The organism is Paenibacillus sp. 1-8, assembly GCF_056316205.1.
Genome location: NZ_CM149995.1, coordinates 1,538,592 through 1,560,954, shown reverse-complemented (window position 1 = coordinate 1,560,954; position 22,363 = coordinate 1,538,592). Strand labels below are relative to the sequence as shown.

Here is a 22,363-nt window from a genome sequence, read left to right as displayed (position 1 = left end):
TGATTCAGCCCACCGCTAAATATCATCGGGCCCAAATACTTTTCAGGAAAACAGCTCCAAGGTGAGCTCGTTAAAAAGGGATTTTGGTGAAGCTTGCAGCTAATGCCTCACTCTCTGAACAAAAGAGCCCTAATCACTTCGTCCTTTTCATTGCCGTTGAGTTCATGTCATTCTTTCAAATGTTTAGACACATTATATGTCCCCCATCTGGGATAGTCAATACCCAGATTCCATAAAAATTTATGTTTTTTCTCCGGGGTACCTCTGAGTCGCACGCTTGCAAGAGGTATCCGCATATTATAAAAAAGACCACACGGCGAGACTGTGCGCACCTCCAAAGCTGCATCTTGCCTTGCTAATAGGGTGGAAAAGGAGGCCCGCTTATGATCCGCAAACGCAGCGCCCAGGATGACAGCATGATCCTTCGCCTGATTGAGCAAGAGCTTGTTCCCCTATCGCATTTAAGCGCACAAGAAATGGATCAAATTCGTAAAGAATTACCCCGGCGCTTAAACCGGGGCATCACTTTTGTTGCTTGCAGGCCGGATAATGCACAGCCTGTCGGCTTCATTCATGTCATGCTGCATGGAGAGCTGCTGTATATTGATTTGATCGCAATCTCTTCGTCTCATCAAGGTAAGCGATACGGAAAAAAACTGCTGGAGCATGCCGAGCAATATGGACGACTACGACGCTGCAAGCGGGCAAAAGTCATGGTAGACGAAGACAATATCCGTGGAATCCGCTTTTATCTGCGCAACCAGTACCAAATGCTACGATACGTCTCCCTGAGCCGATGCCATGAACTTGAAAAGGCATTGTGAAAAAGTACCTCCTCCAGCTCATCATTCCATTATCCTAGAATAAATTGGGGTAAAACGGATAACCTTCTCCTGGGTATCCCCCATCTGTATATGGGCCGTACTGAGGGCCACCGTATCCCGGTCCCCCATAACCTGCTCCGTAGCCGCCATATCCGCCACCATATCCACCAACATAAGGAGCCGTGCCGATGGCAAGCAAGTCAAACAGCACCAAGGGAATAATTGCCTTCGTCTTTACCTTTTTCTTACGATTGGGCTGAAGAATCAGTCGGTTACCCGAAATGCGAATCAGCTTGCCGCTGACCTGGGAACCATCCTTGCGAGTAGCCAGAATGACTTTGCCGACAAGCTTCTCCACCTGCTTTCTGGTTACTGCCTGTTTCATCGTATTTCCTCCTTCTTTCTCAACGGATGGACAGATTGAACGGCTCCTTGATAGCTCACCGCCACCACAAAACAGACTGGAGCTGACAGGGGCCGAGCGTTCGTCCAATCTGCATAGCACAGTCTATTCCATCCATGCCAGAAGCGTATGTTTGAATGCCTGCACAACCTAAAAAAATCCGGTACCTGCGAATGCAGATACCGGATTTGCGAACAAATGCAATTTCCAGATTTCAAGACAAACAGCTTTCAGCTGCCCATGTAAAATTAGCGCTTGCTTGGATCATAGAGCTGACCCAAAGCAGCCGGAGCACGCGAGCGTCCTACAGCCGCTACCAGCACAATAATCGTCAGGAGATATGGCAGCATAAAAATAATTTCCTGGGGAATACTTTGCGACCATGCGAACAACTGCACATAGTTGCGAATGGCCTGAGAAAAGCCAAAGAACACGGCTGCGCCAAAAGCGCCGAGCGGATTCCATTTTCCGAAAATCATAGCGGCAATGGCAATATATCCTTGACCGGATACCGTATTATGCGAAAACATATTTGTCGTCGTCAAGGTGATCGTAGCTCCGCCAATACCAGCCAACGCACCGCTGATCATGACCCCGATATAACGCAGTCGATTTACCTTGATACCAACCGTATCCGCAGCGCCCGGATGCTCTCCGACAGAACGCAGGCGCAAGCCGAACGGCGTTTTATACAATGTAAAATAACCAATAATGACTAATAATATGGCCAAATAGGTCGTTGGATAGGCTTGGAAAAAGGCTTTTCCCAAAATCGGAATATCTACTAGATAGGGAATGGATATTTCGCTAAATCCCTGAATTCGCCCAGTATCGCCATCACCCTCAAATAAAAGCTTAACCATGTATAGCGTACTGCCTGCCGCCAAAAAGTTAATAACAATCCCGCTAATGACCTGATCGGCTTTAAACGTAATCGAGGCAACAGCATGAATCAGCGAAACCAGAATACCGAATACCGCCGCCGACAGCACACCTATCCAAGCGGCAGAGGTTCCCCCAAGCCCTGCTTGTTCCGCATAAAATCCGCCTACACCCGCCGCAAATGCCCCGAACACCATAAGACCTTCCAGCCCGAGGTTCGTTACACCGGATTTTTCCGAAAAAACTCCGCCGAGAGACGCAAATATAATCGCCGTCGCAAAAACGAGCGTTGTATGGATTAATTCACCAAGTGTTAACCAACTCATTTTACAACACCTTCTCTTTCTTCCGCTTGGAGTAGAGCGGCTTCACAACCCAACGTACAATTCCCTGGGCTGCAATAAAGAAAATAATCGAGCCGATGACAACCCGAATAATTTCGGGCGGTACATCCGCGCTAAAGCTCATCCCCGCAGAACCATACGTAAGCGTTCCGAACAAAACAGAGCCCAGCAGCACACCGAACGGATTATTCATCCCAATGAGGGCCACGGCGATACCGTCAAAGCCGGTTCCCGGCGATCCTGCCATGACGGATTGATAATGGAATACCCCCAGCACTTCAAAGGCACCCGCCAATCCGGCAAAAACACCACTAATGAACATCGCTTTTACGATGTTGCGATTCACATTCATACCTGCATAGCGGGATGCGTCCTGATTAAATCCGACAGCACGCAGCTCGTAGCCCTGCTTGGTTTTCCACATGAAAATATAGAAAAATACCGCCGCCAGCACAGCAATGACCGTCCCCCAATGAACCCGGGCATTTCCCATCATCTGTGACAGCCATTCAATCGAAATCGAAGCGGAAGGCTGAATATCTACGGAACGATTTTCACCCTCCAGGAGTGCAAACTGGTTAATCACCAGGTTAGCCAAATACAGACCAATCCAGTTCATCATAATACAGGTGATAACCTCATTAACGCCACGCTTGGCCTTCAAATAGCCAGCAATTGCTGCCCATAGACCACCGAATACCGCCCCGGCAATGATCGCCAGCGGCGCATGTATAATAGCAGGCAGTCCATGCAGCTTGATGCCCACAATCGAAGCAGCCGTCATCCCCACCAGAAATTGCCCTTCACCGCCGATGTTAAACAATCCGGCACGAGCCGCAAAAGCAAATGCCAATCCCGTCAAGATCAGTGGAGTCATTTCACGGATAGCCTCACCAAAGTTGTATGAGTCTCCGTACACACGGCTAAATAGTGCAGAATACGCCACAATGGGATCGTAGCCGCCAATCAGCATCACGACAGCACCCAGAAGAAGACCCAAAATAATAGAGACCAGCGCCAGAACAAAGGAGTCTTTCGTAAATATTTTCAATAGGTTAGCCATTCTCTACTCCTTTCTTCACTGCACTTCCGGCCATCATCAGTCCCAATTCCTGATCATTCGTTTCTTCCGGCAGCACTTCTCCAACAATCTTACCCTCATAAATGACAGCAATACGATCGGATACATTCATAATTTCATCCAGCTCAAAGGAAATGAGCAATACTGCTTTGCCTTGATCCCGCTGGGCAATCAGTTGTTTCTGGACAAACTCAATCGCTCCAACATCCAACCCACGTGTAGGCTGAGCCGCAATAAGCAGGTCTGGGTTTTTATCGATTTCACGCGCAATGATTGCCTTTTGCTGATTACCGCCGGATAACGCTCTTGCCTTGGTATGAATATCCGGTGTTCTCACATCAAATTTCTCAATGAGACTTTTCGCCTGCTTATCAATAGCCTCTTTGTTCAAAAAGCCATTTTTACTGTAAGGAGCCTGATAGTACGTCTCCAGAACCATGTTTTCGCTCATGGAAAAATCGAGTACCAACCCGTGCTTATGCCGGTCCTCCGGAATATGCGAAACGCCTGCCTCTGAAATTTTACGTGGCGACTGATTCGTCATTTCTTGTCCGAGCAATCGGATGTGCCCGCCATCGACCTTACGTAAACCAGTCAAAGCTTCAATCAGCTCACTCTGTCCATTGCCATCTACTCCGGCGATTCCTAAAATCTCACCTGCCTTGACTTGCAGGTTCAGCTCATTCAGAACGTTAATGCCATCCTTGTTTTTAGAGACCACATGGCTCATTTCCAGGACGGTTTGTCCCGGCTGGGCAGGCTGCTTGTCCACTTTAAAGGACACACGGCGGCCTACCATTTTCTCCGCCAGATCATTTGGAGTCGTTTCCGATGTCTTGACCGTATCAATGACCTGACCCCGACGAATAATCGTAACTGTATCTGCAATTTGCATGATTTCTTTAAGTTTATGAGTGATTAGAATAATGGACTTGCCTTCAGCTACCAGACGCTTCATAATGTCCAGCAGCTCAATGATTTCCTGTGGAGTCAACACCGCTGTTGGCTCGTCGAAAATCAGGATATCTGCGCCACGGTAGAGCGTTTTGATAATTTCCACACGCTGCTGCATGCCGACGGATATATCTTCAATTTTGGCATTCGGATTCACCTGAAGGCCGTACTGCTCAGACAACCGTTGCACTTCGGCGGCAGCCTTTTTATAATTGATTTTCAGACCTTTGCGTGGCTCCGAGCCCAGGACAATATTTTCGGTTACGGTAAACGGCTGCACGAGCTTAAAATGCTGATGCACCATGCCAATACCCAGATCAATCGCCTTATTGGGGCTATCAATCTGTACTGGTTTCCCACCGATTTCTATCGATCCTTCATCCGGCTGATACAGTCCGAAAAGAATGTTCATAAGCGTAGATTTACCCGCACCATTCTCACCCAAAAGGGCATGAATTTCTCCCTTTTGCAGCTTGATGCTGATGGAGTCGTTGGCAACGATGCCGGGGAATCGTTTTGTAATTTGCTTTAACTCAACGACGGGGGTCGCTGCATCCATGAGATCACCCTTATACACTTTATAGTATGTGCTCTAATGAGCTGATTGACCGTTATGATCTGTATAACTCCAGACGTAAGAACAAGGCTAGTCTTGTGAACCAGCCTTGTCGCCACCTTTATTTATCTTGCAAGCCAAATCTTATTTCGAAGGAACTGTAATTTCGCCCTTAATAATTTTTTGCTTGTATTGTTCTACGAGATCAAGCACATCTTTAGGAACGTTTTTACTGGATGTATCCGCCAGGCCGACTCCGTTGTCTTTCAGAGCCAGCGTTTCGATACCGCCCTTAAATTTACCGTCAATGACTTCCTGGGATACGCGTTTTACGGCTTCATCCACACGTTTGACCATTGAAGTCAACGTTACGTCGTCACCAAACTCAAGCGATTGGTCTTTGTCTACACCGATAACCCATACTTTCTGACCTTGTTGCTTCCGTGCGAGCGCTTCGTTAAATACGCCTGTACCTGATCCGCCAGCCGCGTGGAAAATAATGTCCGCACCGCTGTTGTATATCGTTGCAGCTGCCGCTTTACCCAGATCCGGCTTATCAAACGCACCTGTGTAGTTTACTTCCAATTTTGCATTTGGATTTACTGCTTTAATACCCGCTTCGAAGCCTTTTTCAAAACGTTTGATCAGCGGGCTGTCTTGTCCACCCACAAAACCGATTTTGTTTGTTTTGGTGAGTTTACCAGCTACAACTCCCACCAGGAAGGAACCTTCATTTTCAGCAAAAACAACCGATTTTACATTAGGCGCATCTACGACACTGTCGATGATCGCCAGATTCTTGTCCGGGTTGTCTTTCGCTACTTGTCCAATCGCATTCGACAGACTAAAACCAATACCCCAAGTCAGGTTAAAACCACCCTTAACAAATTGATTCAGGTTAGGAATATAATCCTGGTCCGATTTACTTTGCAGGTATTTAGCCTTGGCGCCTGTTTCTTTTTCAATAGCTTTCAGTGCTTCCCAAGCAGATTGGTTAAACGACTTGTCGTTTACTCCACCTACATCTGTAACCATGCCGATTTGGACATTGGATGTTTTGGCAGAACCGCCTGCGTCTCCGCCACTTGCATTGGACGCGCCTTGATTTTTGTTACCGCAGCCTGCGATAATGACCGAGATCGCTAGCAGCATAACCAAAGACATACTAAACATTTTCTTCATGCTGATACTGTTCCCCCTTAGTGTTAGATCCCTAGACTGTCTCTTTTCTCTGAAAATGGACACGTCATACACGCCATTTACTGTCGAGACAGATCGTACAGAAGACTTACTTTAGAGATTATACAATTATGATCGACTAAAATCTAGATGATTAATAACCTTGGGTCAATTTTTTTTGAAACCCTATCATTGTAAGCGCTACACCTATTGCAAAACCCATACATTCTGTCATCACACGTCATGTTTATTCGTATTTTGAATAATTTGGACCTTTTTCATTTCGTTAAGTATGTACAAAAAAAGGCATCCCTACACAGCATACTGCTCGGGATACCTTTTCAACCACTTTCGCGGTTTCAACGCCTTCATTTCAATAATTAAGCGTTGATTTTGCCTTTAGCAACAGTTGCCAAAGAGTTGAACGCATTGATATCGCTGACTGCAAGATCAGCCAGGATTTTGCGGTTAATGTCCACACCAGCCAATTTCAGGCCGTGCATCAGTTTGCTGTAAGACAAACCGTTCAAACGAGCTGCTGCATTGATACGCACGATCCACAGTCTGCGGAAGTTACGTTTCGTCTGACGACGGTCACGGTATGCGTAAACAAGCGATTTCATTACCTGCTCGTTAGCTGTTTTAAAAATGCGGTGTTTGGAACCAAAATAACCTTTAGCAAGCTTCAATACTTTTTTATGACGACGACGAACGACGAATCCGCCCTTTACTCTTGCCATATCAAAAGACCTCCCAAATAATATTTATGCTTAATTCATTGCCGTGCTGTGTGCTATTTCAGGTTAGCAAGACCTTGTTTCAGACGCTTAACGTCCCCAGGTGCCATCTCAGGGTTAGTACCCAGAACGCGTTTTGCACGTTTGGATTTGTGGGAAAGCAAGTGGTTTTTGTAAGCTTTGTAACGCATTACTTTACCAGTACCAGTAATTTTGAAGCGGCCTTTAAGGCTGCTATGTGTTTTCATTTTAGGCATTGAACTTCCTCCTTAATTTGTCATTGACTCTTTGGAGCCAATATCATAATCATGCTGCGTCCTTCGAGCTTGGGTTGGCGCTCCACGGTACAAAGATCAGCAACTTCCAATTTCACACGTTCGAGAATTTTTTGACCCACATTAGCATGGGTAATTTCACGACCGCGGAAACGAACGGAGCATTTCACCTTGTCCCCTTCATTCAGGAACTTCACCACATTGCGAAACTTGGTTTGGTAGTCATTCTCCTCGATGTTGGAACGGAACCATACCTCTTTGATGTCAACGATCTTCTGGTTTTTACGGGCTTCCTTTTCTTTCTTCTGTTGCTCATAGCGGAATTTACCGTAATCCATAATCCGACACACGGGCGGCTTCGCTTGAGGCGCCACGTTCACGAGATCCAAGTTTGCGTCAATCGCCATTTGCAGAGCTTCACGAGTCGGTGTAATCCCGATTTGTTCCCCGTTAGCACCAACCAGACGTACTTCTCTCACCCGAATCTCATCATTGATCATATGTTCCTTACTAATAACCCTCCACCTCCAGAACCTGTTATTGTTGTATTGTGTTAAAGCACAAAAAAGGGATGACGACTATGCAGCCGACATCCCTGTCTGATACTCAATTCATCATGAAAGTTCAATTCACAAATCATTGGATCAAGACCAGCCGGCAATACCGGACAGGTGAGAAGTCGGACCTTCTACTTGTTAATCCATCTTTTCAATTAACATACTCGAACATCTTATCACGCAACTCACCAGAGTGTCAACACATTTATTCAAAACAGTTGACACTTAGGATCTGCGATACACTCATGCCCTTCTGCATTTAGCCCTGCTTACTTTGAACTTCTTCCAGCCGAACGACACGCGTATGCTGGGTGTGGCTCCATTGCTTGTTGTTTTGCGTGAAGAACGCATAAAACGTAATCGGATACCACGAAATCAGATAGACAGGGAACAGCAGCAAATAAAGATATACTTTTTTGAACGTGACCTTCTCCAGAATCATCGCAATCACAAATGTTGAAATATTCAAACCAACAGCTATAGCACCGGTCCAAGCCGGGAATTGTACATAGATATTTTCGATATTAGGTCCACCAAATAACGTAATGTCTACCCACATCGCTACTGTCATCAAGAAGGTAAGCAGTACGATATACACGTTCAGACCATAAAGAGCCATATCGAATTTGATCAGGCTTCTATGCTTAATGCTCTGCCACAGCAACGGAAAGAAATAACGGCGAGCGACTGTAAAGTGACCCTGCATCCAGCGCAGACGTTGTCTGGAGGAAGCTTTAAAAGTCAACGGCTTCTCATCATATACCTTGGCATCATAATTAAATCTTGGATATACGCTGCGTTGCGTACAGCGCATGGTGAACTCCAAATCCTCTACCAGGCTCGTCGCACCCCAGCCCATTTCCTTGAGCAGATTCGTTTCAAAGCACATGCCTGTACCACCAAGGAAGTTAGCCATGTTCAGGTTGTGACGCGACAGTTGCCACAAACGGTTGATGTACCAGTAAGATACCCCGTATGCCGCAGTAATCCATGAATCCTCCGGATTCTTCGTATCAATGTACCCCTGGATAACACGGGCACCTGTGCACAAATCGTTGTTCATTTCACTTAAGAAATTCGTATGTGCCAAATTGTCAGCATCGAACATGACAATCGCATCATATTGACGTGGCATTGCCCACAATTCCTTGAGCATCCACTCAATCGCGTAGCCTTTACCACGTAAATTCGGATTCGTACGTTCACAAGCATTCATACCGTGAGCGCGAACGATGTCCGCCGTCTTGTCCGTGCAGTTATCACAAATAACGAATACATCGTACAGTTCCTTTGGATAATCAAGTTGCTTCAAGTTCTCCATCAGTGCTCCAACAACCTGTTCCTCGTTGTGGGCAGCGACCAAAATGGCAAATGATTTTTCCGGAGCCGCATTCTCTTTTCTTTTTTTACGAATCAGCCCGAACAAGGAGAATCCAAACTGATAGACCGCGATCAGCGCCAGTATAATCTGGAGCGTCACGAAAATGGCGTCTAGCATAATCTCTTGTTACCCCCTTTTTTATACCCCTTTAAAAATCCTGCGTTTGTTTGTTTTCTATCTGTGTAGCGCAAGTTGCGGCGCTTTGCGCGCCTTTTTTGTAGTTTTTGACCCGACCCTTACTTTTTTCATTGACTGTGCGCAGCCCCCTATTGGCTGACACAGGGACGCCATTACGATTTTCGTTGGTTTTCAATCTTTTGTCAAAGCCTTTAAACCGTTCTCAGCAGCAAAAAAATACGACAAACTCCCGTTTGAACCAGGAATGCGACGCTGAGCCTTTCATACATGACGGTAGGTCTTATTTTCATCCATTTGCTAACTTTTTATTTCTTTAGTCCCTCCTTTTTGTGGCGCATTTAACAGCCACTTCTAAATACTCTATCGTATTAGACGGATGAACGCAAAGAAAGTTATACAATTCAACTTATATTCCATTAACATTTTTGTGTAGAATTGAACCAGATAAGTTGTGATTCTTGAAATGAGCAGCGTTTAAAAATATGATGAGAGCAAGAGAATAATGACTTATCGCCTGATTCTGTCCAAGTGATTCAAAATATTTGCCGACCAACCCGGCACGGCAAGCGGAGGAAACCAAATGCAACGTCTAGTCGTAAAACTTGTAAATCTGGAGCAGCAGTTGTTCAAATGGATCAACGGACGCTTACACAATCGTTTTTTGAACTTCTGGCTTTATTATCTTACACATCTGGGTGGGGCGACCTTTACAATCACCTCCACACTGCTTGTATGGCTGCTTGCTCCGCTTCCATGGAAGGAATCCGGTATGAAGGGAGCTATCGCGCTTGGAGTCAGCCACATCCCTGTAGCCATCGCCAAGAAGCTGTACCCGCGGATTCGTCCGTACCTGGCACTGCCAGATACGAATACGTTCCGTAACCCCCTGTCGGATCATTCTTTTCCTTCAGGGCATACAACCGCTATTTTCTCAGTGACCGTTCCATTTATGCTACAGTCACCCATACTAACACTGCTTTTGCTGCCTGTCGCGCTGATTGTGGGTTTTTCCCGGATTTACCTGGGGCTCCACTATCCTACGGACGTACTCGCAGGAGCGGTCATCGGCACATCTGCGGCAATAGGAACGGTTGCATTCTGGCCTTAAAGCCGATATGGTATGATTGAGAACATCTCAGCAGGAACAGGTGAAATGAGAGTGGCTAAAAAACGAGTGTTATTATTATCGGAAGGTTTCGGTGCCGGACATACTCAAGCTGCGTACGCGCTCTCAAGCAGTTTGCGCAAGCTTTCTCCGAATGTGCAGACCAGAGTGCTGGAATTGGGGAGCTTTTTGAATCCGAGAATGGCTCCGCTCATTATTACAGCGTACAAGAAGACTATCATATCGCAGCCTCGCCTGATCGGAATGGTTTACCGTCATCAGTATAAAAAATCATTAAACCGTCTTACAACGCTCGCTTTGCATCGTCTGTTCTACACGCAGACCCGTAACATTCTCCGGCAGCTTCGTCCTGATTTGGTGGTATGCACTCATCCCATCCCAAGTGCGGTGATTTCACGTTTGAAGCGCTTGGGCGTACATGTCCCGCTTTGTACCGTCATTACAGATTACGATGCACATGGAACATGGATCAGTCCCGAGGTTGACCGTTACTTTGTATCTACGCCTGAAGTCATGCGTAAGCTGCGCGTACGTGGAGTGCCTATGTCGAAAATTCAAGTCACGGGTATTCCGGTTCATCCAAATTTTTGGGAGCATCCGGGGCACGACGAAATACGGGACCAATTCGGTCTTAAGCCGATACCCACCGTGCTCGTTATGGGCGGCGGCTGGGGTCTGATGAACGACGAAGTCATTCATCGCTCGCTTACCCATTGGAGAGAAAACATTCAATTTATTTTTTGTCTAGGTCATAATGATAAAATTCGTCGTAAAATGCAGCTGGACCCCCGCTTCGATCATCCGAATATTCATATTTTCGGATTTACGCGGGAAATCGACAAATTAATGGAGGTATCGAATCTGCTTATTACCAAGCCCGGCGGAATGACATGCACCGAGGGGCTTGCAAAAGGGATTCCTATGTTGTTTCACAAACCTCTCCCCGGACAGGAAGAAGAAAATTGCCAATACTTTACGGCTCAAGGCTTCGGAGAACCGATTACTTCGCTGGATGTTGTCGTTAAATGGATGAACCGGCTGTTACACGAATTTCCGGAAATCGTTCGCAAGCGACAGGATCATGTTCATAATGTAGCGCGATATTATCCTCTTCAGAGTGCACAGAGTATTTTGGATATACTGGAACCAAACAGGGTGCTTTCCTAAAAAAGGAAGCACCCTGTTTTATTTTATTATTTTCCATACTTCTCAAGACGTATTTTCTCATACTGTTCCAAAGCATCTTTGCCGATCAGCACCTCGACACGATGGATGTTCATGCCTTTGCCCATAAATTTATGCTCATATTCGGTCATGACATGCTCTTCGTTGATACCATCACGATGAAGGTTCAATGATATGTTCGTCATTTGCAGACCACTGTCGGCAAACGAATTTAGCGAGAACTCAAACAGCGTCTCCGAATCGGTTTTGAAATGAATTTGCCCCTTGCTGTTTAAAAGCTGACGGTACTTGTCCAAAAAGCGCGGATGCGTCAAACGACGACGCGCATGCTTGGCTTTAGGCCACGGATCGCTAAAATTCAAATAAATGCGCTCAATTTCCCCAGGTTCAAAAACATTTTCAATCTGTTCAATGTTCGCCAGCGCCAATTTGATATTAGGCGGTGTATCAACCTCTCTATCACTCCAGGCCAGACGCGACTTTTCCGCTGCACGACGAACCAGTTCATCGTACATATCAAAGCCAATATAGTTGATTTCCGGATTCCGATAGCTCATTTGGCTGATAAAACGCCCTTTGCCCATACCGAATTCCACATGAATCGGACGATCATTGCCAAAAAGCTGCTGCCACTTTCCTTTATACTGTCCCGGCTCCAAGATGACCAGGTCCTGCTGTTCTTCCAGACTTTCCCGTATTCCTTTTCTTCCGCGTAAACGCATGTTACTCCTCCATATGCTCTGTTATCAAGGAAAAAGGAATTTCACCCCCGCTTGAAGATACGGAAATGAAATTCCTTTTTCAATATATTTGGATTGGGGTCCAACTAATTTAATTGTTCATAGTCTACCCCATCAGCAGGTGAAAAATCAATCGTCTTTTGGCAAGCGGCTCTGATTTTTTGACGTGCGGCCGTTCCAATCTGGCGGTCCTGCCCAAAACGGACACCGGTTAGCGCCAATGCCTCATCAAAGGTTAACTCAACAGTAACTTTATCCATACGCGTTTTATCCTGCGTACTCATAAAAGATCACCTCACGGGTTATTAGTGATGGAACCGACGTGCATTTACCCTAAAGCAGGCGATAGAAGCAGCATAGCTGCCCTGAAAAATAATCATTAGCCGATGGTTAACTTTTATTTTCAGGATCGAAAACAGTCCTTTTATAGTATGTCTGGTACCGCTTACAATATAACACATGGTGTAACCTTTTTCAATCCTGAATCCAATAAAATCCGCACTTTCTCCTGCCTTTCGCTCTCAAGTGATTCCCAATTCCGACTGATTTTTGTTACAATAGGGTGATCGTAAAAAAAGGAGTACACCCATGAAAACAGATTTGTTGCCTGCTCCTCTCCTATGGGGAGATAAACGATTCCATACGTGGAATCACGAAATGCGCGAGCAATTTCAAAATAAAGTGTTTAAAGTCATGCTGGATGCGGGTTTTACCTGTCCGAACCGGGATGGTTCAATTGCCAAAGGAGGCTGCACCTTTTGCAGCGCACGGGGATCTGGTGATTTTGCAGGACGCCGCCGGGACGATCTCGTCACCCAATTCAATACGATTCGGGACCGTCAGCATCTAAAATGGCCAAACGCCCAATATATCGGCTATTTTCAAGCCTATACGAATACGTATGCCCCGGTTGAGGAGCTACGCGAATACTTCGAGGTCATTCTGGAGCAGCCCGGCGTTGTCGGTCTGTCCATCGCTACACGTCCCGATTGCCTGCCTGACGATGTAGTGGATTACCTTGCCGAGCTGAACGAGCGCACATACCTGTGGATCGAAATGGGCCTGCAAACTGTCCATGAATCCACCTCGGAGCTGATTAACCGCGCCCACGACACTCAATGCTATCTGGATGCGGTGGAAAAGCTGCGCAAGCGCAATATCCGCGTGTGCGCGCACATTATTTACGGACTGCCGCAGGAAACGCATGAAATGATGCTGGACACAGGTCGCGCAGTGGCGGCTATGGATGTGCAGGGCATCAAAATCCACCTGCTGCATCTCATGCGCAAAACGCCGATGGTCAAGCAGTATGAAGCCGGATTGCTACGCTTTCTGGAAAAAGATGAATACGTCAAGCTGATCGTCGATACGCTGGAATTTTTGCCGCCTGAAATGATCGTTCATCGGTTGACCGGGGATGCACCACGCGATTTGCTAATGGGACCGATGTGGTCGCTCAAAAAATGGGAAGTGCTTAACGCCATTGACGATGAGTTAAAATCACGTGAAACATGGCAGGGTAAGTATTGGAGGCAGCCTTAAATGGGCTTCTTGTCCGTTCTGAGCTACGCTCATCAATTGGTAGCTGCGCGAGTCCAGCCGGGCGATACCGCTATTGATGCCACAGTCGGCACTGGAGCGGATACGCTTTTCCTGGCTAAGGCTGCCGGAAGACGGGGACGTGTCTACGGCTTCGATATCCAGCAGGAGGCGTTGCAGCTCGCTCGTCGTCGGCTCGACGAAGACGAATCCCCTTCACTGGCGGAGGTGTCGCTGCTGCTGCAAGGCCATGAGCAGATGCGGGAGGCCGTTCCCGACAAGCTGCATGGCAAAGTCGCTGCGGTCATGTTTAACCTCGGCTACTTGCCCTCCGAAGGCGCTGACCCGTCTGTTATCACGCATACGGACAGCACACTCACCGCTCTTGATGCAGCAATGTATCTGCTACGCCCTCGCGGTATTCTGACCGCAGTACTGTATCCGGGGCACGCCGGGGGTGGCGAGGAGGCGGAAGCTGTCCTTCAATGGGCCTCCGTCCTCCCTGTATCCAGCGGTCAAAGCATTATTTACCGCCAATTACAACGAGCCGCTTCGCCTTACGTAGTGGCCGTTGAAAAGAAATAATGTCGGCTTTTTTAATTCGCCTATTCAGGTTATGAGCGGCTTTTTTAAGCCGCCTTACATATATCTTTTTTTGAGCGTCGTACGGGCTATTCATCCCAGTTTTATTGCCCCGGCGGCACGTTTCCGATTTCCCTATTCTGTTAGTCGCACTCATTACTCATTATGGAGGAGAGAAATTATGCTAAAGCCATACCCGCTGCAATTTCAACCTGAGTTCAAAGAGAGAGTTTGGGGAGGACGAGCCTTGGAACAATTCGGTTTGACCCCGCCGGAAGGACATATTGGAGAAGGATGGATGATTGCCGATCATCCAAATGGAACCACAACGGTCATCAATGGCGAGCTGGCTGGAAAAGGACTGGATGAAATTCGCGAAACCTACGGGCAGGACTGGCTCGGGGCCAAGGGCGTATCGGAAAAAGGCGGACGTTTTCCGCTTCTGATCAAGCTGCTGGATTGCAATGACGATCTGTCCGTGCAAGTGCATCCGACAGATGATTATGCAGGACTTCCAGCCGGAGAACTGGGAAAAACCGAAATGTGGTACGTGCTTGATGCCAAGCCGGATGCTAAAATTATTTACGGTCTGACCGAGGGCGTGACCCGGGACAGCCTGCGTACCGCTCTTGAAAGCGGAGACATCCTGGACAGCTTGCGTCAGGTTCCTGTCGAGGCTGGCGACACATTCTTCATCCCTGCTGGAACCGTACATGCGCTGTGTGCAGGTGTTGTTGTTGCTGAAATTCAGCAAAATTCAGATACCACCTATCGGCTATATGACTACAACCGTCCTGGTCTGGATGGTAAGCCCCGTGAGCTGCATATCGAGGACTCTCTCAATGTGACCTCTTACGAGGGGGCTGGTGCAACAACGATGAAAACAGGCGGTTTGCAGCCGGGCGAATGGCTTCAACTCGCAGCCTGTGAGTATTTTGTCGTAGAAAAGGGTATCGTAGAGGGAAGCTGGGCGCTTTCCACAACCGATGACAGCTTTACCATTCTCGTGATTTGCGAAGGTAGCGGTACATTAACGTGGGACAATCATTCGGCGTCTCTCTCCTGCAAAGCCGGAGATTGCTTCCTGTTACCCGCTAATCTGGGGGGGTACACGCTGAATGACGGAATGACTGTCCTTAGATCTTATCTTCCTTAAAGCTTAAAGGGTGTGTTGTCTAATCATGCGGGAATATACCTTCACCATCGCTGAAAATGACGGAACGGAGCTTTTTGCCTACCGCTGGCTACCGGATGAGCATACGCCCGTGCGGGGAATCGTTCAGATTTCGCACGGGATGTGCGAGACGTCCCACCGCTATATTCGCTTGGCTGAGAAGCTTACAGCTTCCGGCTACGGTGTATATGCCAACGATCATATCGGCCACGGACGTACCGCTGGTGATCCAGATAAACTTGGCATGCCGGGAGCGGATGCATTCAAACGAATGGCAAGCGGTATGCTGGAGCTGGGCGAAATTGCGGCCAAGGAGTTTCCGGATCGGCCTCGTTTTTTGCTCGGTCATAGTATGGGGTCCTTTTTAACCCAAAAAATCATGTATGATGACAGGCAACAGTATCACGGATTTATTTTATCGGGAACGAACGGGCGGCGCGGTCTGCTGAAACTTGGAGAGCAAGTTGCCCTGCTGCAAGCCAAACTGCAAGGAATGGATCACCGCAGCATACTGCTCAACGCTATGGTCTTCGGCGGATTTAATCGGGCCTTTCGTCCGGTGCGGACGGCGTTCGACTGGCTATCCCGCGATCCCGAGGAAGTAGATCAATTCGTGCATGATCCGTTATGCGGAGCCATCTGTACGACAGGCTTTTTTCTAGATTTTTTCCGGCTTTTGCAGGAAATACATGGGCCCTCCTCACTCGAAAAAATCAATCCCAAGCTGCCAGTCTATATTTTTGCCGGGGACCGTGATCCGGTGGGGTTGTTCGGTAAAGGCGTTCTATCACTGGTGGATATGTACCGAAGTCTGAAGCTTCAGGATGTAGAATATCGTCTCTATCCTGACGGCCGACATGAGATGCTGCATGAAACGAACCGCAACGAGGTCATGAAAGATATCGTGGATTGGCTGGATCGTCATGTCAACACAGCAGCGACCTCCGTTTCTGTTTTGTCTGGAGGCTCTGAGACATCCGGTTGATCCGCTTTGTCCAAAAATCATCCTCGCTGGAATAAAAAATAAACCTTCAAAACCACAATTACAGTGGACTTGAAGGTTTCTTTTTTGTGTTTACTTTTTACTTTGAGGTTATGTTCAAAATTACCATGCATTCCGTTCTCTTAGGGAAGTAATATGAGCTATATGATGTTTGCCATGCCAGGCATAGATGCCGATGTTTCGTTCCAGTCGAATCGTCTGACCCGATTCCGGATGGATAAACGTTCGGTGTAATTGATCAGCCCACAGCGAACGCAACACAACCACCCACCGTTCATGCAGCCCTTCCAGCAATTGCAGAGAAGGCTCCAGCGGAAGCTCCCTTGCATCCGTTATTTCGGCCCAACGCCCCTCATCATATGGCTTAATCGTGGGTGTATCCTCTGTTAGCGCCAGCTTGAAGCGAATATAACCGTTCATATGGCTGTCTGCCAAATGATGGACAACCTGCCTAACCGTCCAGCCTCCTTCGCGATAAGGCGTGTTCAACTGTTGTTCATCCAGCCCTTCCACCGCCTGACGAAGCTGAGAAGGCAGTTCAGCAATATCTTGAGTCCATGCCACAAGCTGTTCTTCTGTAATCGTATCTGGAACGACAAATGGCCCAATCGGGTAGCGCAAATCATGATCCAAAACAGTCCCCCACCCTTCTTTCGCATCTGAGTATCCTGTTACCTGTAATCTTATGTTTTAACTATGCAGGAAAAAAAGCAGACCCGCAAGAGCCTGCTTTTTCATAGACGTAAAAATTATATACAACTGTTGATGTATTTTATCCTTCTAGCAACAGCGATTCCGGATCTTCCAGCAATTCTTTGACCGTTACCAGGAAGCGAACCGCTTCGCTGCCATCAATAATCCGGTGATCGTAGGACAACGCGATATACATCATCGGACGATTTTCCATACGTTCCTCGTCAATGGCAATCGGGCGAAGCTGGATTTTATGCATACCCAAAATACCCACTTGCGGTGTGTTCAGGATTGGCGTAGACAGCAGGGAACCGAAAATACCTCCGTTGGTAATGGTAAAGGTTCCACCTTGCAGATCCGCCAGAGAAAGCGAATTGGAACGTGCTTTGCCAGCCAGCTCTGCAATGCTCTTCTCAATTTCGGCAAAGCCGAGACGATCAGCATCCCGTACAACGGGTACAACCAGCCCTTCCTTCGCAGATACAGCAATCCCGATATCATAGTATTTTTTCAGTACGATATCATCGCCGTTAATTTCCGCATTCACAGTAGGGAACCGCTTGAGCGCGCCGACCACTGCCTTTGTAAAGAAGGACATAAAGCCCAGCCCTACATCGTGCTTCTCCTTGAACTTATCTTTACGGCGTTTGCGAACATCGAGAATAGCTGTCATATCCACTTCATTAAAAGTGGTGAGCATAGCTGCCGTTTGCTGCGCCTCAACGAGACGTTTGGCAATGGTCGCTCTGCGGCGGGACATGCGCTGACGTTCTACCGGCTTGCTGTACTCTGTCTGAGACGGAGACGCAGCAGCAGGCTTATTCGCAGAGGGAGCCGCAGGTGCAGGTGATACAGTACGCGAAGCATCGGCGCTGTTCGCATGCGTTTTAACATCCTCCTGGAATACGCGTCCGAGCGGGTCCTTCCCCTGTACCTGCTCCAGATCAATTCCGCGCTCACGCGCTAGCTTCCGGGCAGAGGGGGATGCCGTCTGACCGTTCCCGTCACCGTTGGATGCAATAGGCTGTGCGGCCTGTTCCGCTGCTGATTTGCCACCGCCTGCTGTGGAAGCAGGCGAAGTAGCTACAGGCGGTGCCTCCGGCGCTTGGGTCGCTGCTGCTCCTCCGGCACCGGATTGTTCTGCGTTACCACTCCCACTACCGCTTCCGATCAAGCCAACTGATTCACCGATAACTACCGTTTCCCCTTCCTGTCGAAGGATTTTCTGGACTACGCCCGCTTCTTCTGCGCTAATTTCCAGGTTGACCTTATCGGTTTCCAGTTCCAGTAGAACATCTCCCTGTCCTACGGAATCCCCTTCCTTCACAAGCCATTTGGAGATTGTTCCTTCCGTGATGGATTCTCCCATTGCTGGCACTAAAATATCGCTCACAGCCGCTACCTCCCCAGTGTAATATTGTTTTTGGAATCCTGCTTCAACGCTGATTGAATAATTCGCTGCTGCTCTAGGCTGTGTACTTGCTGATAACCACTCGCCGGGCTGGAACGATCCGGTCTGCCTGCGTAGCGAATTTCCGCTCCTTGTGGCACTACATTCCGCAGACGAGGCTCGATGTAACTCCAGGCACCCATGTTTTTCGGTTCTTCCTGTGCCCATACGAATTCCTTAACATGTTGAAAGCGACTGAAAATATTCCGGATTTCCTCTTCCGGGAAAGGATACAACTGCTCGACGCGAATGATGTGCAGACGGTCCTCCGCTTCAGCCTTGTCCTTCTCCAACGCCTCTTCCAGATCAATAGCTATCTTGCCACTGCACAGTACAATCCGCTCTACACGATCCGGGCGCGTACCCAATCCGGGCTGCTCCAGCACGAGACGGAATGTTCCTTCGCTGAACTCGGAAGCAGGCGAAGCGACACGGTTGTTACGAATGAGGCTTTTCGGCGACATCATCACAAGCGGACGAGCTTCCTCACTTTCGCTTAATGCAGCCTGACGGCGCAGCAAATGGAAATACTGTGAGGCACTGCTCAAGTTAGCGACAGTCCAGTTATTTTGTGCAGACAGTTGGAGGAAACGCTCCAGACGTGCGCTTGTATGCTCCGGTCCTTGTCCTTCACTACCATGCGGCAACAACATCACCAGACTGGATTTCTGTCTCCATTTGGCGCGTCCAGCGGAAATGAACTGGTCGAAAATAACCTGCGCACAGTTGGCAAAATCACCGAATTGCGCTTCCCAAATCACTAACGTTTCAGGAGAGTACACGTTATAGCCATATTCAAAGCCAAGGACAGACGCCTCAGACAACGGACTGTTATGAATACTGAACGAAGCACGTGCTTCCGGCAAAGTATGCAGAGGGCAATGCGTATTGCCCGTTTCAGGCTCATGCAGCACGAGGTTACGGTGAGCAAAGGTTGCCCGCTCAGCATCCTGACCTGTCATACGAATCGGTTTGCCATCGGCCAGAATTGTAGCCAAAGCCAGCGTTTCCGCCAAGCTCCAATCTATCTTTTCGCCATCGTTCAGAGCTGTTTTTCTGCGCTGTAGAATACGGTCCAGCTTCGGATATACTTGAAAGTCTTTCGGCCATTTCAGCAGGTTTTCATTGATCTGGCGCAGCTTTTTCAGCTCTATTGCTGTACGAACCACAGAATCCGGACCCCGTTTTGCCTTGGCAGGAGCAATTTTCGGCTCCTCTTCCGGGTTATTCTTCACATGCTCGTGTGCTTCCTTCAGTCGATTTTGCACCTTATCGATAAGCCCAGCATTGTACACTTCATCCACAATTCCTTGCTTAATCAGGATTTGAGCGTACAATTTGCTAACCGTTGGATGGTTTTTCACCTTGCTGTATACCAGCGGCTGCGTTGTTTCCGGATCATCGGATTCATTATGACCGTAACGGCGGTAGCCGATCAGATCAATCAGGAAATCCTTCTTGAAACGGTTGCGATATTCACCAGCCATTCGAGCTGCTGCAATACACGCCTCGGGATTGTCCGCGTTCACGTGTACGATCGGAATTTCATAGCCTTTGGCCAGATCGCTTGCATAGCGGGTCGAACGTGAGTCCACGCTTTCCGTTGTAAAGCCCAGACGATTGTTAACAATAATATGAACCGAGCCGCCATTACGGAAACCGCGCAAATTCGTGAAATTGAGTGATTCGGCCACGATGCCTTCACCTGGAAAAGCCGCATCGCCATGCATGATAATGGTTGCCGCCTTGCTGACATCCAGCTTCGGATAGCCTGCTTCCCTGCGATCCTCCTGCGCTGCGCGGGAAAAGCCCTGCACGACCGGATTCACGTATTCCAGATGACTCGGGTTATTCGCCAATGTCAGACGGGCCTGTACCGCTTCCCCATCCTTTACAAAACGATCGGCACCCAGATGGTATTTTACATCTCCGGTCCAGCCGTAATTAATTCCTGTCGAGCCTTCCGACGGAATCAGATCCTTATTCGGAGAATGATGAAATTCAGAGAAAATTTTGCTGTAAGGCTTGCCCAGTACGTGGGCCAGTACATTCAGACGACCACGATGCGCCATCCCCATCAAGACGTGGCTTGCACCTGCATTCGTCGTAAGACGGATAATCTCGTCGAGTACTGGTACAAGGACATCATTACCTTCGATGGAAAAACGTTTCTGTCCGACAAACGTTTTATGCAAAAACTCTTCGAATTGCTCCACCTCTACCAGTCTGCCTAGCAATGCCTTGCGTTCCTGTGTGGTGAGTGGCTTGGAGGACCAGCCGGATTCAGCATAGCTGTTCAGCCAGCGGCGTTCCTCCTCATTATGAATGTGACTAAATTCATAGGCAATCGGGCCTGTGTATGCCACACGCAGACGTTGGATGGCTTCCCAGCCGTTAAGTGTTCCAGCAGGAGCGTTATCCCATATTAAAGAGGCCGGAAAAGCCTTTAGGTCCTGTTCAGTTAAACCGTAGGAGGCCGGATCAAGCAAGCGTGTATCCTGCTCCGCATCCAGTCCCAGCGGGTCTATTTGTGCTGCCAAATGTCCGTATTCACGGATGTTCCACACCATTTTCCCGGCTGTAACCGCTTTCTGTAATGTGTTCGAGTCAAGATGTCCCTGAGCACTTGCCGGGGGGCCTTGCAATTTGTAGTCTATCATGGAAGCAGCCGAGTATTCGGATTGCGGCGGCTCACCCCATTGATCAAACAGCTCGCGGTAAGCCGGATCAACTGTTCCGGGGTCCGCTACATACTTTTCATACTGGTCCTGCACATAACCTAGATTAGGTCCGTAATACGCCTGCCAAGGTACCTGTCTGCTGCTCTCTTCCATTGTCATCTCGTTCCCTCCGTCAAATTTTGAAATTCATAGCTGGACGGAAATCATTTTAATTTCAGTTTTTGCAAAATTCTCATTTTAAGTTGTTCACAATATGCTCACATTATATGAAATCCTAGATCAAAAGTCGAATTCCACAGTTCCTATCCTTCTTCCATTGTATAAAGTTTTCTAGCAATGAGCATTTCCTTTTTCTCAACATATCCATGCGTAAATGAGATGAATCGGGCTATTCTGTAATTCTTACACCCCCCATTATAGACGATTACCTTATTGATTATTTCAGACAACATATCGGACAATTAAAAGAAGCCATTCTAGATGGCGTTGAAGTGATGGGCTACACCAGTTGGGGAGCGATTGATATCATCAGTGCATCCACTTCAGAAATGTCCAAACGCTACGGATTTATTTATGTGGATCAGGATGACGAAGGTCACGGAACCCTTAACCGCAAAAAGAAGAAAATCTTTAACTGGTATAAAAAGGCGATTGCTACAAATGGCGCGGATTTAGCTTAATTATGATTGGAGACTGACACTCATTTGTGAGTCAGGAATCAAACACCTGGCTGGTTATTTAAGTTTAGTTGCTCCTCATACTACGCCAAACGAGTTTAAAAACAACTTCCCAGTCCACCCCACTATGATTATCGTTAACAGCAGAATTTAAAAGGCAGAGGGTCCGATACGATTCAAACTTAAAGTGACATTAAAGTCA

General features: G+C 47.8%; 21 protein-coding genes and 1 pseudogene. 8 read left to right on the top strand and 14 right to left on the bottom strand.

Annotated elements, in window-relative coordinates:
• Positions 1 to 383: 383 nt before the first annotated feature.
• A complete protein-coding gene (locus AC0WRU_RS07180) occupies positions 384 to 824 on the top strand; it encodes a GNAT family N-acetyltransferase (protein WP_476127800.1) in 441 nt (146 codons plus the stop codon).
• Positions 825 to 858: 34 nt separating this feature from the next.
• Here AC0WRU_RS07180 and AC0WRU_RS07175 read toward each other — a convergent pair whose 3' ends face one another.
• From AC0WRU_RS07175 to AC0WRU_RS07135, 9 genes are all read right to left on the bottom strand, one after another.
• Positions 859 to 1,209 (bottom strand): hypothetical protein, encoded by a 351-nt coding sequence (locus AC0WRU_RS07175; RefSeq protein ID WP_476127799.1) that lies wholly within the window; start codon positions 1,207 to 1,209, stop codon positions 859 to 861.
• A gap of 266 nt (positions 1,210 to 1,475) precedes the next feature.
• Positions 1,476 to 2,435 carry an ABC transporter permease gene (locus AC0WRU_RS07170; RefSeq protein ID WP_476127798.1) on the bottom strand — a complete coding sequence of 320 codons (960 nt, stop codon included), beginning with the start codon at positions 2,433 to 2,435 and terminating at the stop codon, positions 1,476 to 1,478.
• 1 nt (position 2,436) lies between these two features.
• Positions 2,437 to 3,516 (bottom strand): ABC transporter permease, encoded by a 1,080-nt coding sequence (locus AC0WRU_RS07165; RefSeq protein ID WP_025682966.1) that lies wholly within the window; start codon positions 3,514 to 3,516, stop codon positions 2,437 to 2,439.
• On the bottom strand, positions 3,509 to 5,047 hold the full coding sequence (locus AC0WRU_RS07160; protein ID WP_476127797.1) for an ABC transporter ATP-binding protein: 1,539 nt from the start codon (positions 5,045 to 5,047) through the stop codon (positions 3,509 to 3,511). The genes AC0WRU_RS07165 and AC0WRU_RS07160 overlap by 8 nt, the downstream gene beginning before the upstream one ends.
• Before the next feature lie 141 nt (positions 5,048 to 5,188).
• On the bottom strand, positions 5,189 to 6,226 hold the full coding sequence (locus tag AC0WRU_RS07155) for a BMP family lipoprotein (protein WP_476127796.1): 1,038 nt from the start codon (positions 6,224 to 6,226) through the stop codon (positions 5,189 to 5,191).
• Between the two features lie 377 nt (positions 6,227 to 6,603).
• Positions 6,604 to 6,963 (bottom strand): 50S ribosomal protein L20, encoded by a 360-nt coding sequence (gene rplT, locus AC0WRU_RS07150; RefSeq protein ID WP_476127795.1) that lies wholly within the window; start codon positions 6,961 to 6,963, stop codon positions 6,604 to 6,606.
• 53 nt (positions 6,964 to 7,016) lie between these two features.
• Positions 7,017 to 7,217 (bottom strand): 50S ribosomal protein L35, encoded by a 201-nt coding sequence (gene rpmI, locus AC0WRU_RS07145; protein ID WP_013309379.1) that lies wholly within the window; start codon positions 7,215 to 7,217, stop codon positions 7,017 to 7,019.
• Positions 7,218 to 7,237: 20 nt separating this feature from the next.
• Positions 7,238 to 7,735: a translation initiation factor IF-3 gene (infC, locus tag AC0WRU_RS07140; RefSeq protein ID WP_134910574.1), complete on the bottom strand. Its 498-nt coding sequence runs from the start codon at positions 7,733 to 7,735 to the stop codon at positions 7,238 to 7,240.
• A gap of 316 nt (positions 7,736 to 8,051) precedes the next feature.
• Complete coding sequence (locus AC0WRU_RS07135; protein ID WP_476127794.1) at positions 8,052 to 9,290, bottom strand: glycosyltransferase family 2 protein; 1,239 nt, start codon at positions 9,288 to 9,290, stop codon at positions 8,052 to 8,054.
• Positions 9,291 to 9,891: 601 nt separating this feature from the next.
• Between AC0WRU_RS07135 and AC0WRU_RS07130 the strand changes: the two genes are divergently transcribed.
• Positions 9,892 to 10,419, top strand: a complete 528-nt coding sequence (locus tag AC0WRU_RS07130; protein WP_025682970.1) for a phosphatase PAP2 family protein — start codon at positions 9,892 to 9,894, stop codon at positions 10,417 to 10,419.
• 51 nt (positions 10,420 to 10,470) lie between these two features.
• Positions 10,471 to 11,604, top strand: coding sequence for an MGDG synthase family glycosyltransferase (locus AC0WRU_RS07125; RefSeq protein ID WP_025682971.1), 1,134 nt, complete (start codon positions 10,471 to 10,473; stop codon positions 11,602 to 11,604).
• A 26-nt stretch (positions 11,605 to 11,630) separates the two neighbouring features.
• Here AC0WRU_RS07125 and trmB read toward each other — a convergent pair whose 3' ends face one another.
• Positions 11,631 to 12,344: a tRNA (guanosine(46)-N7)-methyltransferase TrmB gene (gene trmB, locus AC0WRU_RS07120; RefSeq protein ID WP_025682972.1), complete on the bottom strand. Its 714-nt coding sequence runs from the start codon at positions 12,342 to 12,344 to the stop codon at positions 11,631 to 11,633.
• A 104-nt stretch (positions 12,345 to 12,448) separates the two neighbouring features.
• Entirely contained in the window at positions 12,449 to 12,646 is a 198-nt protein-coding gene (locus AC0WRU_RS07115) for a hypothetical protein (protein ID WP_014280552.1), read from the bottom strand.
• 304 nt (positions 12,647 to 12,950) lie between these two features.
• Between AC0WRU_RS07115 and mnmL the strand changes: the two genes are divergently transcribed.
• The 4 genes from mnmL (at position 12,951) to AC0WRU_RS07095 (ending at position 16,642) form a co-directional block, all read left to right on the top strand.
• A complete protein-coding gene (gene mnmL, locus AC0WRU_RS07110; RefSeq protein WP_476127793.1) occupies positions 12,951 to 13,904 on the top strand; it encodes a tRNA modification radical SAM protein MnmL/YtqA in 954 nt (317 codons plus the stop codon).
• The gene (gene mnmM / locus AC0WRU_RS07105) at positions 13,905 to 14,486 is read left to right on the top strand and encodes a tRNA 5-(aminomethyl)-2-thiouridylate-methyltransferase MnmM (protein ID WP_476127792.1); all 582 of its coding nucleotides are present in this window, start codon (positions 13,905 to 13,907) and stop codon (positions 14,484 to 14,486) included.
• Between the two features lie 178 nt (positions 14,487 to 14,664).
• Positions 14,665 to 15,639: a type I phosphomannose isomerase catalytic subunit gene (locus AC0WRU_RS07100; RefSeq protein ID WP_476127791.1), complete on the top strand. Its 975-nt coding sequence runs from the start codon at positions 14,665 to 14,667 to the stop codon at positions 15,637 to 15,639.
• A gap of 25 nt (positions 15,640 to 15,664) precedes the next feature.
• Positions 15,665 to 16,642 carry an alpha/beta fold hydrolase gene (locus AC0WRU_RS07095; protein WP_476127790.1) on the top strand — a complete coding sequence of 326 codons (978 nt, stop codon included), beginning with the start codon at positions 15,665 to 15,667 and terminating at the stop codon, positions 16,640 to 16,642.
• Positions 16,643 to 16,762: 120 nt separating this feature from the next.
• Here AC0WRU_RS07095 and AC0WRU_RS07090 read toward each other — a convergent pair whose 3' ends face one another.
• The 3 genes from AC0WRU_RS07090 to AC0WRU_RS07080 all read right to left on the bottom strand — a co-directional run bounded on the left by AC0WRU_RS07090 (position 16,763) and on the right by AC0WRU_RS07080 (position 21,643).
• On the bottom strand, positions 16,763 to 17,293 hold the full coding sequence (locus AC0WRU_RS07090) for a YfiT family bacillithiol transferase (protein WP_476127789.1): 531 nt from the start codon (positions 17,291 to 17,293) through the stop codon (positions 16,763 to 16,765).
• Positions 17,294 to 17,432: 139 nt separating this feature from the next.
• Positions 17,433 to 18,746: a 2-oxoglutarate dehydrogenase complex dihydrolipoyllysine-residue succinyltransferase gene (odhB, locus tag AC0WRU_RS07085; protein WP_476127788.1), complete on the bottom strand. Its 1,314-nt coding sequence runs from the start codon at positions 18,744 to 18,746 to the stop codon at positions 17,433 to 17,435.
• A gap of 5 nt (positions 18,747 to 18,751) precedes the next feature.
• Positions 18,752 to 21,643: a 2-oxoglutarate dehydrogenase E1 component gene (locus AC0WRU_RS07080; RefSeq protein WP_476127787.1), complete on the bottom strand. Its 2,892-nt coding sequence runs from the start codon at positions 21,641 to 21,643 to the stop codon at positions 18,752 to 18,754.
• A gap of 254 nt (positions 21,644 to 21,897) precedes the next feature.
• Between AC0WRU_RS07080 and AC0WRU_RS07075 the strand changes: the two are divergent.
• A pseudogene (locus tag AC0WRU_RS07075) lies at positions 21,898 to 22,164 on the top strand (family 1 glycosylhydrolase); the annotation flags it as partial.
• Positions 22,165 to 22,363: the final 199 nt, after the last annotated feature.